Below are 15,813 nucleotides of genomic sequence, written 5' to 3' on the forward strand. Positions count from 1 at the left end.
CACCACAGGCCTGATCTTCTGCCCGCTGGTTAATCATCCTGGCAAAAGATCAGGCCCTGGTGGTCATGATCTGGTCGGCGTGACGGTTCACAGACCGACTGAGTCAGCTCCATAGGCCGCCTGGGAGTCAGAGAATCCCTCGAACTTCAGCTGGTCGATGAGTCCAGACCGGGAGAAACCGGACATGGATACATAGCTCTCTGCCTTTTGGGCAGCTTGCTCATTCCAGTCAACCGTCATTTGCCCCACGGCGGCAGTAGCATCCGCAGTGGAGAACCCTTCGAATTCCAGTTGCTCAATCAGACCAGACTCCGAGAACGCCATGGTGCTCAGATAGCTTTCGGCTGATCTGCCCGCCTGTGCACCCCAATCGACCGTCAGGCTGTCAACCGCAGCGGTGGCTTCTTTCTCGGTGAATCCTTCGAAGATGAGCTGATCAATGAGTCCAGATCGGGAGAATCCCGAGTAAGAAAGATACGATTCTGCTGCTCTGACCGCGTTCGCCTCCGCCTCGCTCACTGGGTTTTCTTCTTCAGTCGGGCTCACGTTAGCACTAGGTGCCTCAGACGCGGCCTCGAATGGCACCTCGGATGCTTCCTGGTCTTCAGTCTCCAAGGCAATATCGGCCTCGAGATCAGTGTCGAGGGCTGGTTCGGTGTCCGTTGGCGTCGGTGTTTTGACCTCCGGCGTCGTGTCGTCGGTGGTTGTGGCAGCCATGGGTTCTGCCTCGGGTTGCTCCGTTCCAGCTGCGAGGCCTCCGATCAGAACGCAGAGCCCCAGTCCACCAGCGATCAACCACGTTCGTTTGAGCTTGTACCAGGGACGTTTGGGCTGAGACTGCTGGGGAGGAGTCTGGTCCGGAAGGGGATTGCGGAAATGAGCAGGTGGTTGGGTGGGTGGATAATACTGCGCCATGATGGGTTGTCCTGTCTGTGAGCGCTCACCGCAGGTCGAAACCGAGAGGCCACGACACGAGGTGTGAATGATCAACTGGTGATCAGCGCGAGCAACTGTGGCAGTCGCTGGCCCGATCTTCTCAAAGGCTAAGAGCCACCACAGACATGATAAGACTCTGGCGTTTCATCAGGGTCGGGATCAGGCCCATGACCGCCGGGCCGACAACTGCTCAGCCACGGCCGAGATGATCTGTCCGGCGACCTGATCTTTCGTGCCAGTCGCGGTCACTGCTTCACGACCGTCAGCGTACAGGATGGTGACTTCGGTGTCGTCTTGACCGAAGACTTTGCCAACACCAACCTGGTTGACCACGAGCATCTCACAGCCTTTACGCTCGAGTTTTTGTTGTCCGTAGGTCAGCACGTCGCCGTGTTCGTCCCCGGTTTCGGCGGCGAAGCCGACAATCAGCCCCGGCAGGTTCTTCTCCTCGTTGCGGGCTTGTACCGCGGTGGCCAGCACGTCTTCGGTTTGTTCGAGTTCAATGACCGGCACGGGCTGTTCAGCGGTCTTTTTGATCTTGGACTCCCCTACCGTGCGGGGCCGGAAGTCCGCCACAGCCGCGGCCATGATCAACACGTCGGCGCCACGTCCGTGGGTCAGTACCGCATCAAGCAACTGGCGGCTGGATTCAATCTCGACGACCTCGATGCGCGGGTGCTGAGGAGCCGGAATGTCCATGGCGGCCACGATGAGCGTGACCTGAGCGCCCGCGCGGGCGGCTTGCACGGCCAGGGCCACGCCTTGTTTACCCGAAGACCGGTTACCTAAGTAACGCACGGGGTCCAGTGGTTCCCGGGTGCCGCCAGCCGAGATCACCAGGTGTTTGCCTTCCAGCACCCCGGCTGAGGGGGATATCAGGTTGTGGGCGTGGTCCCAAATAGCAGTTGGTTCGGGAAAGCGGCCTTGACCGGTATCCGTTCCGGTGAGCCGTCCTGAATCAGGATCCAGAACAGTGATCCCGCGATCCCGCAGGGTGGCCACATTGGCCTGGGTGGCGGGATTGAGCCACATTTCGGTGTGCATCGCAGGGGCAACCAGGATGGGGCAGGTTGCGGTGAGCATGATGTTGCCCAGCAAGTCCGGTGCCAGACCAGCGGCGGTGCGTGCCAGAAAATCTGCGGTCGCCGGAGCGATGATGACCAGGTCGGCGCGACGGCCTTGACGTACGTGGTTGACCTCGTCGACGGCTTCAAAGGTGTCAGTGTGCACCCGGTTGCCGCTCAGGGCTTCCCAGGTGGCTTCACCGACGAAGTTCAGTGCCGAGCGGGTGGGGACCACGTGGACCTCATGTCCCGATTCGGTCATCAACCGCAACAACAACGCGGCCTTATAGGCGGCGATGCCTCCACAGACACCTAGGACGATGCGCACCGAATGGTCTCCCTTACACGCTCACACCCGATGGAGGATGAGAGGTTCCCTACTTGTTGTCTTCGTTGTCCTCGGACTCGCTGTGGATGACCTCGTCCTCATCAGCTGGCAGGGCGAAGGGATCTTCGTCATCGGAGATCTCGAAGGCGCTGAAGTCGTCAAGCTCTTCTTCTTCAGCCGGCTGCTGTACCTCGGAGGCGTGCTTGTATTCCAGCTGGTCGTCGTTGATCTCGCGTAGTGCAATCGACAGCGGCTTCTCGTTGAGCTTGGTATCTACCAGCGGTCCGACGTATTCGAAAAGACCTTCGTGGAGTTGCGAGTAGTACGCGTTGATCTGACGGGCACGCTGGGCGGCAAAGAGTACCAGCGCGTATTTGGAGTCCACCTTCTCCAGCAGGGAATCCAATGCCGGATTAGTAATGCCTTCGTACTGTTCAGTCACAAATTCTCCAGTCACCTCTCCGCAGCATGCGGAGACCATTCAGTGTCGTTTAGCTTGTTGGGTCTTGTCCTACCCTGGTCACGGGCGTGTCACCACATGCTCGGGGCTTTTGTTTCCCCGGATCGAGGCCCATCAGGGTCACAAGTTCTGCCGCAGCCTGTTCGATGGTGTCATTGACCACGACCGCATCAAATTCTGGTTCAGCAGCAAGCTCTAGTTTAGCTGTTTCGAGCCGTCTTTGCTGTTCTTCGGGTGACTCGGTCCCTCGACCGGTCAGGCGGTGAACCAGCTCATCCCAGCTCGGCGGGGCAAGAAACACGAATTGTGCTTCAGGCATAGTCTGTCGTATTTGTCGGGCACCTTGCAAATCGATCTCCAGGAGCACGTGCTGACCGGATCGGAGTGCTTCGTCCACGGTATCTTTGCGGGTTCCGTACATATTCTTGCCGTGGACCACCGCCCATTCGAGCATCGTGCCGGTCTCGATGAGGTCCTGGAACTCTTCGGTGGTGACAAAGAAGTAGTGTTTGCCATGCACTTCCCCGGGTCGTGGTGCCCGGGTGGTGGCCGATACCGACAACCACACGTTGGCGTAGTGGTCCCTAATGTATGTTGACACCGTGCCTTTACCAACCGCTGTGGGTCCAGCCAGCACCGTGACCTGCGGGTGGTTGGGTTGGCCTGGACGCGGTTGAAAAGCACGGGGACCCGGAATCGGCGGGGCCACAGGCTGTTCGTCAGCGGGCTGATCGGCGCGTTCGGACTCCACAGTGTCACCTCGTCGGATCTGGATACAACAGTCATCTCAGGGCTCGGCCAGGACTGGTCACGTCCCGCGGGGCCTGATCCCACCTTATCCAGCTTAGCGATCCGCACGTGGCCACGATCACCGCGGGGAAAGGTTTACTCTACGGCAACACGCGCGTTGTACCAGGCAATCAGTTTTTCCCGCTGGCGACGACCAAGACCACGCAATCGGCGCTTGGGTGAAATCACACAGGCTTCCATCACCGTGGTAGCGCGCACTTCTCCAACACTGCGCAACGCCGTGAGCAGGTCGATGCACCGCATCCGACCAATGGCGTCATCGAGATCGGCGATGGAGAACACATCTTCCAACGTGATCGCTCCATTGGCGAATGCAGCTTTCAGCTCTGCTCGGGCGGTGCGAGCTTCCAGCGCTTTTTCTCGAGCGGCCTGTCGTTCAGCAGGACTAAGTTGTTCCAAGACCATTTCTCTCACTCTCTCTGTGGTTTTATCGGCAGTGCAATCCTTCGGCGGGGGCAAATGTTCCCGCTGTCCAGAAACTCGCCACAGAGCAGAGTGAAACCCTAGGCGATGTGCACCCTAGCTAAAGAACACAGCGTGTTCTCAATTGCCTCCTGGATGCCCGATCGCTGGGGACCGGCCCGGAGAATCCCTCGAGAGGAATTCACGAGCACCTGGGGCCAGGCTCGACCGAAACCCGTGACCACATCGTCCACCCCGGCTCCCTGTGCGCCGAAACCCGGTGCGAGCAACGGTGCCTGGGTATCCGACAAGTCAATCCCCAGCTCTCGAGTCCGAGAGGCCACTGTGGCGCCAATAACGAGTCCAACGGATCCCATGACCGGCGCCCCAGTATGTCGTATCTCACTTTTGTTGTCACGACTTACCCTATCAATAATTGTCCGGGCGACAGAGTTTTCGGGCCCTCCCCGGTGCTGAACTTGTGCTCCCTCGGGATTGGAAGTCAGCCCCAGCACGAACACGCCACGGTGATGGCGCCGGGCCAGTTCAATAGCGGGTCGGAGTGACTCGTAGCCGAGATATGGGCTGAGGGTGAGTGCATCGGCTGCCAATGCGGAGCCGTCGGCGAGCCATCCGGTAGCGTAACCGGCCATGGTGGAACCGATATCTCCGCGTTTAGCATCAGCGATGGTGAGGATCCCCGCCTCGCGAGCTTCGGCCAACACCGTTTCCAGCACCGCGAAGCCGGCTGAACCGTAGCGTTCGTAGAAGGCTACCTGGGGTTTCAGCACGGCCACCCCACCTGCTTGGTGTGGGTCATTGGTGTAGTCGTGGGCGACCTCGATCACCGTGCGACTGAAATGCTCCACTCCGTTGACATCGACCGGTAGCCCCCAATCCTGCAACAGTTCTGGGTGCGGGTCGATGCCAAGACACAGCTGACCGCGCTCGGCCACCGTGGCAGCCAATCGTTGTCCGAACGGCTGGCCACCTCTCGGATGGGTGGTGTGGGTAGTCTGGGACGGGTCTGTCATGGTGATGCTCAGTTGTCGTTGATCGCCCGGTGCAGGTTCTCATCGTGGACCTGCAGGCTGGTGACATCCCAGGCGAATTCGCGCTGGGCATCGATCGCCTGCAGGGCCGCCCCGAAGGATTCCAGGGTGGTGATGATCGGGATGCCACGACTGGTGGCAGCCGCACGGATCTCGTAGCCATCACCGCGAGCATTGCCCCCCGAGGGAGTGTTGAGCACCAAATCCACGCGTCCGTCTTCGATCTGGTCCAAGATGGTTTCGGCCCGGGCATCTCCAGTATCTGTATCACCAGACTGATCGGTGATCTTGGCGACCACCTCGGTGGTGATGCCGTTGCGGGCCAGCACATCGGCGGTGCCTCCGGTGGAGACCAGGGTAAAGCCCATATCCACCAGCGACTTGGCATACGGGACGACACCGCGCTTATCGCGGTTGGCCACCGAGATGAAGACCCGACCCTGAGTGGGCAATGGGCCTCCGGCTGCGGTTTGGGCCTTGGCGTAGGAGGTGTCGAAGTATCGGTCGATCCCCATCACTTCACCGGTGGAACGCATTTCCGGGCCCAACAGTGCATCCACCACGCGCCCTTCGGGAGTACGGAACCGGGTAAAGGGCAACACGGCTTCCTTGACCGCCACCGCAGCGTTGATCGGCATCGAGGCGCCGTCGTAGGCGGTAGGGAGATCACCATGAGCTTTCAGCTCGGCGATGGTCTTGCCCACACCGATCAATGCCGCGGCTTTGGCCAGTTGCACGCCGGTGGCTTTGGACACAAACGGCACGGTCCGTGAGGCCCGGGGGTTGGCCTCAATCACATACAGCACATCGGCTGCCAGGGCGAACTGGATATTGATCAGCCCACGGACCCCCACGCCCTCGGCGATGGCCTCGGTGGCATCTTTGACGCGCTCCAGCACGTCACGGGCCAGGGTGCGCGGTGGGAGCACACAGGCGGAGTCACCGGAGTGAATACCGGCCTCTTCGATGTGTTCCATGATCCCGCCCAGATACATCTCGGTGCCGTCGTAGAGCGCGTCGACGTCAATTTCGATGGCGTCGTCAAGGAATTTATCGACCAACATCGGGTGCTCGGGGGTGATCTCGGTGGCGTTGTCGATGTAGCTGGACAGCGAGGCCTCGTCGTAGACGATTTCCATCCCGCGTCCACCCAGTACGTAGGAGGGCCGGACCAGCACCGGGTAACCGATCTCATCGGCGACCTTCTTGGCGTCGGTGAAGCTCACCGCGGTGCCGTTTTTCGGCGAGATCAGTCCGGCCTCATCCAGCACCTGAGAAAACGCGCCACGGTCTTCGGCCAGGTTGATCGCATACGGGCTGGTGCCCAAAATGGTCACCCCAGCATCGGCGAGTTCTTGGGCGAGCTTGAGCGGGGTTTGACCGCCCAGCTGCACGAACACACCGGCGACTCCCCCGGAGGCTTCTTCGGCATGGATAATCTCCAACACGTCCTCCAGGGTCAGCGGCTCAAAGTAGAGCCGGTCGGAGATATCGTAGTCGGTCGAGACGGTTTCCGGGTTGCAGTTGACCATGACCGTGTCGTACCCGGAGGCTTCTAGCGCCATGGTGGCGTGCACACACGAGTAGTCGAATTCCACACCCTGACCGATCCGGTTCGGGCCCGACCCCAGAATAATCACCGAGGCACGCTCGTGGTCGGCGACTTCGGTTTCGGCGTCATAGCTGGAGTAGTGATACGGCGTGTAGGCCTCGAATTCACCGGCACAGGTGTCGACGGTCTTATACACCGGACGAATACCCAGTGCGTGGCGGACACCGCGCACCACGGCCGGGTCCAGGTGGCGTAGCTGGCCGATCTGGGCATCCGAGAAGCCGTGGCGTTTTGCCCGGCGCAACACGGACTCGTTCAGTTCCGGTGCCTGACGGACCTCGCCGGCCACCTCGTTGAGCAACACCAGCTGGTCGAGGAACCACGGGTCAATCCCGGTGGCCTCATATAGTTGCTCGACGGTGGCCCCACCCAGCAGGGCGCGCTGGACCTGGCCCAGGCGGTCAACGGTGGGAGTCTTGGCGGCTTCGATCAGCTCCGCAACTTCGTGCGCGTCGGGCACGGTGAAGTCCAGTTCTGCCCCGGACTGTTCCAGAGACCGCAGGGCCTTCTGCAGGGCTTCGGCGAAGTTGCGTCCCAGCGACATCACCTCGCCGACGGCCTTCATCGTGGTGGTCAGGGTTGGGTCGGCGGCCGGGAATTTCTCGAAGGCAAACCGCGGGACCTTCACGACAACGTAGTCCAGCATCGGCTCAAAAGCTGCCGGGGTCTTCTGGGTGATGTCGTTGGGGATCTCGTCCAGGGTGTAGCCCAGCGAGAGCTTGGTGGCGATCTTAGCGATCGGGTACCCGGTGGCCTTAGAGGCTAGCGCTGAGGAACGGGAGACCCGCGGGTTCATCTCGATGACCACGATCCGGCCGTTGGTGGGGTTGACGGCAAACTGGATGTTACAGCCACCGGTATCGACCCCGACCTCGCGGATGATGGCGATCGAGATATCGCGCATCTTTTGGAATTCGCGGTCGGTGAGGGTCAGCGCGGGGGCGACCGTGATGGAGTCACCGGTGTGTACGCCGACCGGGTCGAAGTTCTCAATCGAGCAGACCGCGACCACGTTATCGGCCGAGTCACGCATCATCTCGAATTCGAATTCTTTCCAGCCCAGGATGGATTCTTCCAGTAGCACCTCGTTGGTGGGTGAGTATTGCAAGCCGGCGCCGGCAATGCGGTGCAGGTCTTCTTCGTTATAGGCCAGCCCGGAGCCCAGTCCGCCCATGGTGAATGAGGGGCGCACCACCATGGGATACCCCAGGTGATCGGCGGCGGCCAGGGCTTCGTCCATGGAGTGCACAATCTGCGAGCGGGCGGACTCGGCACCGCAGCGTTCCACCACGCCTTTGAATTCTTCACGGTTTTCGCCCAGCTCGATGGCGTCAATATTGGCCCCGATCAGTTCCACGTTATATTCGGCCAGCACCCCGTTTTGATCCAGCGCGATGGCGGTGTTCAGCGCGGTCTGTCCGCCCAGGGTCGGCAGTACCGCATCGGGGCGCTCGGCGGCGATGATTTTGGCGACCACGTCAGGAGTGATGGGTTCCACATAGGTGGCATCGGCCAGTTGTGGGTCGGTCATAATGGTCGCCGGATTGGAGTTGACCAGGATGACCCGAATTCCTTCGTCTTTCAGCACCCGGATGGCCTGGGTTCCGGAGTAGTCGAATTCTGCGGCCTGGCCGATCACGATCGGACCGGAACCGATGACGAGAACTGAGTGCAGATCAGTGCGTTTGGGCATGAGAGTTCTTTCTCCTTGGCGCTTAGCGGGTGGCCTTAGCGAGTGGCGCGGTAGGCATCCATCAGTTCGGTGAAGTGGTCGAACAGCGGGTGCGAGTCGTGAGGTCCGGCGGCAGCTTCGGGGTGGAATTGCACCGAGAAGGCAGGCAGGTCGGTAGCGGTGAGCCCTTCCACCACCTGGTCGTTCAGGGAGTAGTAGGAGACTTTGACCGCCCCGTATTCAGACCGCGGTGCGGTCTGGGCCTGGCCGCGGGGTGCGTCAACGGCGAACCCGTGGTTTTGGGTGGTGATCAGGGTTTTGCCGGTGGCTTCTTCCATTACCGGCTGGTTGGGTCCACGGTGACCAAACGGCAACTTATAGGTGTCAAAGCCCAGCGCGCGACCGAAAAGCTGGTGGCCGAAGCAGATACCGAAGAACGGAATCCGCTTCGTGAGTAGCTTACGCAGGGTGGCAATCTGCTCGTCAGCGGTGGCCGGGTCGCCAGGTCCGTTGGAGTAGAACACGCCGTCGGGGTTCAGCTCGACAATGGTCTGCAGGCTCGTGTTAGCCGGCAGCACCTCGAGGCGGATTCCGCGCATGGCCAGCTGGCGCAGTGTGGCGGCTTTGACGCCCAGATCCAGCACGGCGACCCGGTAGGTTTCCTCGATGTTGTCGTAGCCGTAGTCGGCCGGTCCCACCGAGTAGGCTTTCTCCGTGGTGACCCCGTCGATCAGGCTCAGGCCCTTCATCGACGGTTGGTCTGTGACCTGGCTGATGAGCTGTTCCCATGGTGCGTGGGCGGACTCGCCGGAGAAGATGCCGGCGTTCATCACTCCGACAGTGCGCAACCGGCGCACCAGCGCCCGGGTATCGACGCCTTGGATGCCCACAATGTCGTTGGCCACCAGGTCATCTTCCAGTGACCGGGTGGCCCGCCAGGAGGATACCACGCGGGAGGGCTCACGAACCACCAGGCCGGCGCACCAGTAGCGTTCGGATTCGAAGTCTTCGTCGTTGGCCCCGGTATTGCCGATGTGCGGGGAGGAATGGACCACAATCTGGCGGGTGCACGAGGGGTCGGTGAGCACCTCTTGGTACCCGGTCATGCCGGTGGTGAAGATGGCTTCTCCCAGGGTGGTCCCGACGGCTCCGTAGGACCGTCCGGTGAAGGTGGTGCCGTCTTCTAAGACGAGCACTGCTGGTGCGGTATCTGTAAGGCTCACGGTTGGGTTTCTCGCTTCCTGCTACACATTTCTCGACGCGAACGACTCGACACAAACGACGAGACGGTGGTGGGCTTTACTCTGGCTGGCGCTGCTGGCTGGTCTGGTGCATCGTCTCCAGGAGCGTGTGTTGATCTGCACTGTTGCGGGTTCGGAACCCGGTGGTCACCGGGATCTGCCCCAGATTCCATCCGATGGTGATCAGTCCGTCTTTTTCCACGAACTTGCCGACCATCCCGGAACTGGTACTGATCTGGGTGATATCTCGGAACGGAATCACAAAGTTTGGGGAGCCTTCCAGCAACAGCACCACGCCCAGAGGGTGGACCTCGCACTGGGCGCGGGTCCGGATCCCCAGACCATGCACGGCCACCCGATCCAGCCAGTCTTCACCACGCACGGTGCTGACATACATGCCCTGGGCTTGAGCTAGTGGCTCGGTGGCTAACAGTCGGTCGGGCACCGGTAGTGGAGCCGGGATATTGACTTGTCGGCGTCGCCGCGCGCGCCACCCGAACCACAGTCCCAGCACCACCAGTCCGATCAGGCCCAGAGTCAACAGAATGATCACCAGGTAGGCCCCGGTGTCTGATTCGGCCTCGGCATTGGTGGCCATGACGGTGACAAAAGGTGACACGCTGTGGTTCTTTCTCCTCGTAGCGGGTGGACAGTATCAGTGGCTTGGCAAGATCACTAGTTGACTGGGTGCGCCGGGGTTTGCCGGCGGCCGGCCTGAACGTGCGGGTTCGGGGTCGCCAACTGACCATCGGCCACCACCTGGTGGCCCCGGTAAAACACGTGGCGCACACTGCCAGGTAGCTCCATGCCGCGGTAGGGCGTGTTGCGGGATTTGGATACGTGTTCGGCCGGGTCCACGGTAAAGGTGGTGTCAGGGTCGTAGAGGACCAGGTTGGCCACCACCCCGGTGCGTAGCTCGCCCTCGGGGCTGATGTGGCCTTGGTCGCAGTCCCCGGCGATGCGGGCCGGGGCGGCTGAAAACGCGTGGGCGATCCGATTCCAGTCACAGGTTCCGGTGTCAATCATGGCGTGTTGGACCACCGAGAGGGCCGTTTCTAGCCCGGTCATGCCCATCGCGGCCACCGGCCATTCGCATTCTTTGGCTTCGGCGGTGTGCGGGGCGTGGTCGGTGCCAATGGTGTCGATGGTGCCATCGGCGAGCCCGGCCCGTAGCGCCAGCACATCGGACTCCCGGCGTAGCGGCGGGTTGACTTTGAACACCGGATTATAGGTGGCCACCAGGTCTTCGGTGAGCAGCAGGTGGTGCGGGGTGACCTCGGCGGTGATGTCGATCCCTTGGGCTTTGGCCCAACGGATGATTTCCACCGACCCAGCGGTCGAGACGTGGCAGATGTGTAACCGGGAGCCCAAGTGGTGGGCCAGCAACGCGTCGCGGGCGATGATGGCTTCTTCAGCCACGGCCGGCCATCCGGCCAGTCCCAGGGTGCTGGACAGGCTCGATTCGTTCATCTGCGCACCCTCGGTCAGTCGGGGTTCTTGGGCGTGCTGGGCGATGAACCCGTTGAAGGATTTCACGTATTCTAAGGCCCGGCGCATCACCAGCGGATCCCACACGCAGTGCCCGTCATCGGAGAACATACTCACCTGGGCTTGGGAGGCATGCATGGCAGTCAGCTCAGCCAATTGTTCGCCAGCCAACCCCACGGTGACGGCACCGACCGGGTGTACATCGCACCAACCAGCGGCGCGACCCAGGGCCCAGACCTGTTCGACCACCCCGGCGGTATCGGCCACCGGGGTGGAGTTAGCCATCGCATGGACCGCGGTAAACCCGCCCTTGGCGGCCGCCCGGGTGCCGGTCTCGACGGTTTCAGCATCTTCTTTACCGGGATCGCGTAGGTGGGTGTGCAGGTCCACCAACCCCGGGAGCACGATCATCCCGGTGGCGTCACAGGTGGTGGTTTCCTCCGGGGCGGGCTGAGAATCGTGGGCGCAGGTCAGGTCCTGACCGGTGGCGACCAGGATGCCGTCGCGGATCAGCAGGTCGGTGACCTGCCCGTTGGGCATGGTGGCCTGGCGAATCAGGGTGGTCGATGACATGGTTGGCTCAACCGTCCTTTCCGGGGTTCTCAGCAGCCAAGATCAGGTACAGCACGGCCATACGGATTGAGACCCCGTTGGCGACCTGTTCGAGCACGGTGTTCCGTGGCGAATCGGCCGCGGTGGAGGAGATTTCCAGCCCGCGGTTCATCGGGCCCGGGTGCATGATGATCGCTTCGGTGTCCTCCAGCCGGCTCAGCCGTTCAGACGTCAGCCCCCACCCGCGGGTGTACTCGGCGGTGGAGGGGAAAAACGACTGGTGCATCCGTTCCTGCTGAATCCGCAACATCATCACCGCATCCGGCTCGGTGGCCAGGGCTTCGTCGAGGTCGTAGGTGACCTCGCACGGCCAGGATTCGGCCCCCAGAGGCATTAGAGTAGCTGGTCCGGCCAGGGTCACGCGCGCCCCGAGGGTGTTGAGTAGCCACACATTGGAGCGAGCCACTCGAGAATGCAGAATGTCTCCGACAATCACCACGTGTCGGCCGGTCAAATCCTGACCAACCGGCGGGGCGGTGGCCGGGTCGGACCCGTCGCGGAAGGCGAAGCGGTGGCGCATCGAAAAGGCATCGAGCAACGCTTGGGTGGGGTGCTCGTGGGTGCCATCGCCGGCATTGACCACCGGGGAGGAGCACCAGCCAGATTCGGCCAGTTGGTGGGCGGCACCGGATGCCCAGTGGCGCATCACGATCGCGTCAGCGCCGGTGGCTTCCAAGGTTTGGACGGTATCGCGCAGGGACTCGCCTTTGGACACCGAAGAACCCCGTGCGGAGAAGTTCAGCACATCGGCGCTGAGCCGCTTAGCGGCTGCTTCAAAGGAGATCCTTGTCCGGGTGGAATCTTCCAAGAAGAGGTTCACCACGGTGCGTCCGCGCAAGGCGGGAAGCTTTTTCACCTGACGGTCTTTGACCCCGGCCATTTCTTCGGCGGTATCGAGGATGTGCAGGGCGTCTTGGAAGCACAGATCCTGGGTGGACAAAAGGTGTCGCATGATCACCGCACCCCCGTTGCGGTCACGACGGTATCGGAGATGATCACGCAGTCTTCGTGTTCGGTGCCATCGACGTCTTCCAGCCAGACACTGACGCGTTCTGCCGTGGAGGTGGGCAGGTTTTTGCCGACATGGTCGGCGCGGATGGGCAGTTGCCGGTGGCCACGGTCGACCAGTACGGCCAGGCGCACAGCGGCCGGGCGACCAATATCAGATAGGGCATCAAGTCCGGCTCGTACGGTGCGTCCGGAAAATAGTACGTCATCGACCAAGACCACGACCGCATCATCGATGCCGTTACGCGGTAGCGAGGTCGGGACTGGGATCCGGGAGGCCTGGGTGCGCAGATCGTCCCGGTACAGGGTGATATCCAGGGTTCCGGTGCGTTCGGTGGCATCGAAGTCCGGATCGATTCCGGCGATTTTTTCGGAGATTCGGTGGGCTAGTGGAACACCTCGCCGGGGAATACCGAGCACCACGAGCTGATCGCTACCGTGATTCGATTCCAAAATTTCATGGGCCATTCGGGTTAACGCCCGGTCAATATCGGCCGCGTTGGCTACCACCCGGGCGGGCCGGGAGGCGGGGTTTTTGGGTTCGACAAAATCTCCCACCGTGTCTCCTTTCCCGCCTCACAGGACGGTCTTTAAAGGATGTCCCCAACCGGTTGGTTCAGGGCGTTTTCCACTGGTCAACTCTAGCACGATCGTTCACCGGCCCGAGCGCATCGTGTTAGAGCACCAGGGTAGGTTTGACCTGCTGAATTCGTCCCAGCAGACCGTTGACGAAATCCGGAGACTCATTGGTGGAATATTCTTTGGCGATAGTGGTGGCCTCCGAAACGGCCACCGCGTCGGGAACATCGTCGTTGAACAGCAGCTCCCAGGTCCCCACGCGCAGGGTAGCCCGGTCGAAGGCCGGCATCCGGTCCATGCTCCACCCTTGGGTGTAGGTGGCCAAAATCTCATCAATGCGGTCGTATTCGGTAATGACCCCGTCGACGATTTCGGCGGTATAGGGGTTGATGATTTGGTCGGTGTATTGCCGGCGAGCCTGCAACGCGGCCAAGGGTGTGGAGTGGCGTTGTTCGGCTTCAAAGATAATCTCGACGGCGCGTCGTCTGGCCCGTCCTCGCGAGGAGGTTCTCACGTGTTGTCCTGGTCCTTCTGATGATTCAACGGTCGGCACAGTATCTGAGATGACTGCACCCACCCTGCCGTGCGACGGTGGGCCGGGCAGCACCGGGTGGGTGTCTCGACAAGAGAAGTCTTAGTCGGTGACGCGACCCTGGTATTCACCGTTGCGGGTGTCAACCTTGACCTTGGTACCCTGCTCCACGAACAGCGGAACCTGCACCACGTAACCGGTTTCCAGGGTGGCCGGCTTGGTACCGGCCGAGGAGCGGTCGCCCTGTAACCCGGGTTCGGTGTAGGTAATTTCCAGGACCACCGAGGCCGGCATGTCCAGGTACAGCGGGGTGCCGTCGGAGATCGCGATGGTCACGGTCTCATTTTCCAACAGGTAGTTGGCTGCATCGCCGACCACGGACTCGGGGACGATGATCTGGTCGAACGTGGTGTTGTCCATGAAGACAAACTCGTCACCGTCGCGGTACAAAAACTGGTAGTCCGAGCGGTCCACGGTAGCGAACTCAACTTTAGCCCCGGCGTTGAAGGTCTTATCGATGGTCTTACCGCTGGTGAGGTTTTTGATCTTGGTCCGCACGAAGGCGCCACCCTTGCCGGGTTTGACGTGCTGGAACTCCTGAACGTTCCACAGTTGTCCGTCCAGGGAGATCACCGAGCCGTTTTTAATATCGTTACTGGTGAGCATGACCATGCGCCGTTATAACCTCACTTCGGTTGATGAACGTTGGGAAAGATGACCTCTAACAGTGTAACGCCTTTGCGCAGGCCTGTTCGTGCTGTTCGTCGGCTCCGGTACCTTAGTCGGCGATTGCCTGATAGGCGGCGAACAATAGTGACTCATCGGGAACATCGTAGGTGATGGGCCGACCTTGGCCTTCCAGAAGCACGAAGCGTAGCTGATCGCCACGGTTCTTCTTATCGCGTTTGATGCCATCCAGCAGGGCCGCCCAGCGGTCGCCGCGGTAGGAGGTCGGCAGCCCCAGAGCACCAAGAACGCTGAAGTGTCGTTCGGCGGTGGCGTCATCGAGTTTGCCCACCGAGCGGGCCAGCTCGGCAGCGAATGCCATCCCGATCGACACCGCAGCACCGTGGCGGTACTGGTAACGTTCGGCCAGCTCAATGGCGTGGCCTAGGGTATGGCCGTAGTTGAGAATCTCGCGGATTCCGGATTCCTTCAAGTCCTGGGAAACCACCACGGATTTCACGCGGATGGCGCGTTCAATCAGTTCCCGCAGCGCCGCCGAGTGCGGATTGGTGGCTTGTTCAGGTTCGGCTTCGATCAGATCCAGAATGTGTTCATCGGCAATGAACCCGCACTTGACCACTTCAGCCAGACCAGAGATTAGCTCATTCTTGGGCAGGGTGAGCAACGTGTCGAGGTCGGCCAGGACGCCCACCGGGGGGTGGAAGGCACCCACCAGGTTTTTACCCTCGGCAGTGTTAATGCCAGTCTTACCGCCCACGGCGGCATCGACCATTCCCAACAGCGTGGTGGGCATGTGCACCACGTTCACGCCACGTAACCAGGTGGCGGCGATAAATCCGGCCACATCGGAGACCGCTCCCCCGCCGACGGAGACGATCGCATCCGAGCGCGTAAAGTCGTTTTGGCCGAGCACCTGCCAGCAAAAGGCCGCAACCTGGATGTGCTTGCCTTCTTCGGCGTCGGGGATTTCGGCGGTGATGGCGTTAAACCCGGCCTGATCAAGATCTTCTTTGACCACATCTCCGGTGGCGCGCAGGGCCCGTGGGTGGACCACTAGTACCTTGCGGACCTGGGTACCCAACATCTCGGGTAATTGCGAGAGCAAACCACGACCCACCACGACGTCATAACCACCTTCGCTGAGGTATTCCGAGCCCCCGGCGACCGGTATCACGCTGGGCTCGTCGTGCTCTTCGCGGGCCTGAACGTCCTCGGCCACCACACCCGCGTCGGCGCCAGCCGGTGCCGTCTCGGGTGGTGTCTGTGGAGTTCGCTCGGTGGTGGGATCAGTCTGTGGTTGTTGATCGGTCATGATCGATATTCATCCTCA

General features: G+C 61.2%; 15 protein-coding genes. All 15 read right to left on the bottom strand.

Features of this window, described 5'->3' with window-relative positions; translation table 11 throughout:
* Positions 1-87: 87 nt before the first annotated feature.
* The 15 genes from QDX22_RS03105 to aroB all read right to left on the bottom strand — a co-directional run bounded on the left by QDX22_RS03105 (position 88) and on the right by aroB (position 15,795).
* Positions 88-915 carry an Ltp family lipoprotein gene (locus tag QDX22_RS03105; protein WP_279717997.1) on the bottom strand — a complete coding sequence of 276 codons (828 nt, stop codon included), beginning with the start codon at positions 913-915 and terminating at the stop codon, positions 88-90.
* 180 nt (positions 916-1,095) lie between these two features.
* Positions 1,096-2,328 carry a bifunctional phosphopantothenoylcysteine decarboxylase/phosphopantothenate--cysteine ligase CoaBC gene (gene coaBC, locus QDX22_RS03110; RefSeq protein WP_279717998.1) on the bottom strand — a complete coding sequence of 411 codons (1,233 nt, stop codon included), beginning with the start codon at positions 2,326-2,328 and terminating at the stop codon, positions 1,096-1,098.
* Positions 2,329-2,377: 49 nt separating this feature from the next.
* Positions 2,378-2,770 carry a DNA-directed RNA polymerase subunit omega gene (rpoZ, locus tag QDX22_RS03115; protein ID WP_110100515.1) on the bottom strand — a complete coding sequence of 131 codons (393 nt, stop codon included), beginning with the start codon at positions 2,768-2,770 and terminating at the stop codon, positions 2,378-2,380.
* Between the two features lie 49 nt (positions 2,771-2,819).
* Positions 2,820-3,497: a guanylate kinase gene (gene gmk, locus QDX22_RS03120; protein WP_425248479.1), complete on the bottom strand. Its 678-nt coding sequence runs from the start codon at positions 3,495-3,497 to the stop codon at positions 2,820-2,822.
* A 176-nt stretch (positions 3,498-3,673) separates the two neighbouring features.
* Positions 3,674-4,003 carry an integration host factor, actinobacterial type gene (mihF, locus tag QDX22_RS03125; protein ID WP_279672946.1) on the bottom strand — a complete coding sequence of 110 codons (330 nt, stop codon included), beginning with the start codon at positions 4,001-4,003 and terminating at the stop codon, positions 3,674-3,676.
* 98 nt (positions 4,004-4,101) lie between these two features.
* Positions 4,102-5,034, bottom strand: coding sequence for an orotidine-5'-phosphate decarboxylase (gene pyrF, locus QDX22_RS03130; protein WP_279717999.1), 933 nt, complete (start codon positions 5,032-5,034; stop codon positions 4,102-4,104).
* A gap of 8 nt (positions 5,035-5,042) precedes the next feature.
* Complete coding sequence (gene carB, locus QDX22_RS03135; RefSeq protein ID WP_279718000.1) at positions 5,043-8,357, bottom strand: carbamoyl-phosphate synthase large subunit; 3,315 nt, start codon at positions 8,355-8,357, stop codon at positions 5,043-5,045.
* A gap of 35 nt (positions 8,358-8,392) precedes the next feature.
* Positions 8,393-9,559, bottom strand: coding sequence for a glutamine-hydrolyzing carbamoyl-phosphate synthase small subunit (carA, locus tag QDX22_RS03140; RefSeq protein ID WP_279718001.1), 1,167 nt, complete (start codon positions 9,557-9,559; stop codon positions 8,393-8,395).
* 76 nt (positions 9,560-9,635) lie between these two features.
* A complete protein-coding gene (locus QDX22_RS03145; RefSeq protein ID WP_279696199.1) occupies positions 9,636-10,196 on the bottom strand; it encodes a PH-like domain-containing protein in 561 nt (186 codons plus the stop codon).
* 56 nt (positions 10,197-10,252) lie between these two features.
* Positions 10,253-11,638 (bottom strand): dihydroorotase, encoded by a 1,386-nt coding sequence (locus tag QDX22_RS03150; protein ID WP_279718002.1) that lies wholly within the window; start codon positions 11,636-11,638, stop codon positions 10,253-10,255.
* A 7-nt stretch (positions 11,639-11,645) separates the two neighbouring features.
* Entirely contained in the window at positions 11,646-12,629 is a 984-nt protein-coding gene (locus QDX22_RS03155; RefSeq protein ID WP_279672952.1) for an aspartate carbamoyltransferase catalytic subunit, read from the bottom strand.
* A gap of 2 nt (positions 12,630-12,631) precedes the next feature.
* On the bottom strand, positions 12,632-13,243 hold the full coding sequence (gene pyrR, locus QDX22_RS03160) for a bifunctional pyr operon transcriptional regulator/uracil phosphoribosyltransferase PyrR (protein WP_110098421.1): 612 nt from the start codon (positions 13,241-13,243) through the stop codon (positions 12,632-12,634).
* A 118-nt stretch (positions 13,244-13,361) separates the two neighbouring features.
* Positions 13,362-13,778, bottom strand: coding sequence for a transcription antitermination factor NusB (gene nusB, locus QDX22_RS03165; RefSeq protein WP_279672953.1), 417 nt, complete (start codon positions 13,776-13,778; stop codon positions 13,362-13,364).
* A 120-nt stretch (positions 13,779-13,898) separates the two neighbouring features.
* Positions 13,899-14,462: an elongation factor P gene (efp, locus tag QDX22_RS03170; RefSeq protein WP_110098522.1), complete on the bottom strand. Its 564-nt coding sequence runs from the start codon at positions 14,460-14,462 to the stop codon at positions 13,899-13,901.
* Between the two features lie 112 nt (positions 14,463-14,574).
* Entirely contained in the window at positions 14,575-15,795 is a 1,221-nt protein-coding gene (gene aroB, locus QDX22_RS03175; RefSeq protein ID WP_279718003.1) for a 3-dehydroquinate synthase, read from the bottom strand.
* Positions 15,796-15,813: the final 18 nt, after the last annotated feature.

This window comes from Auritidibacter ignavus, from assembly GCF_029853775.1.
Taxonomy (GTDB): domain Bacteria; phylum Actinomycetota; class Actinomycetes; order Actinomycetales; family Micrococcaceae; genus Auritidibacter; species Auritidibacter ignavus.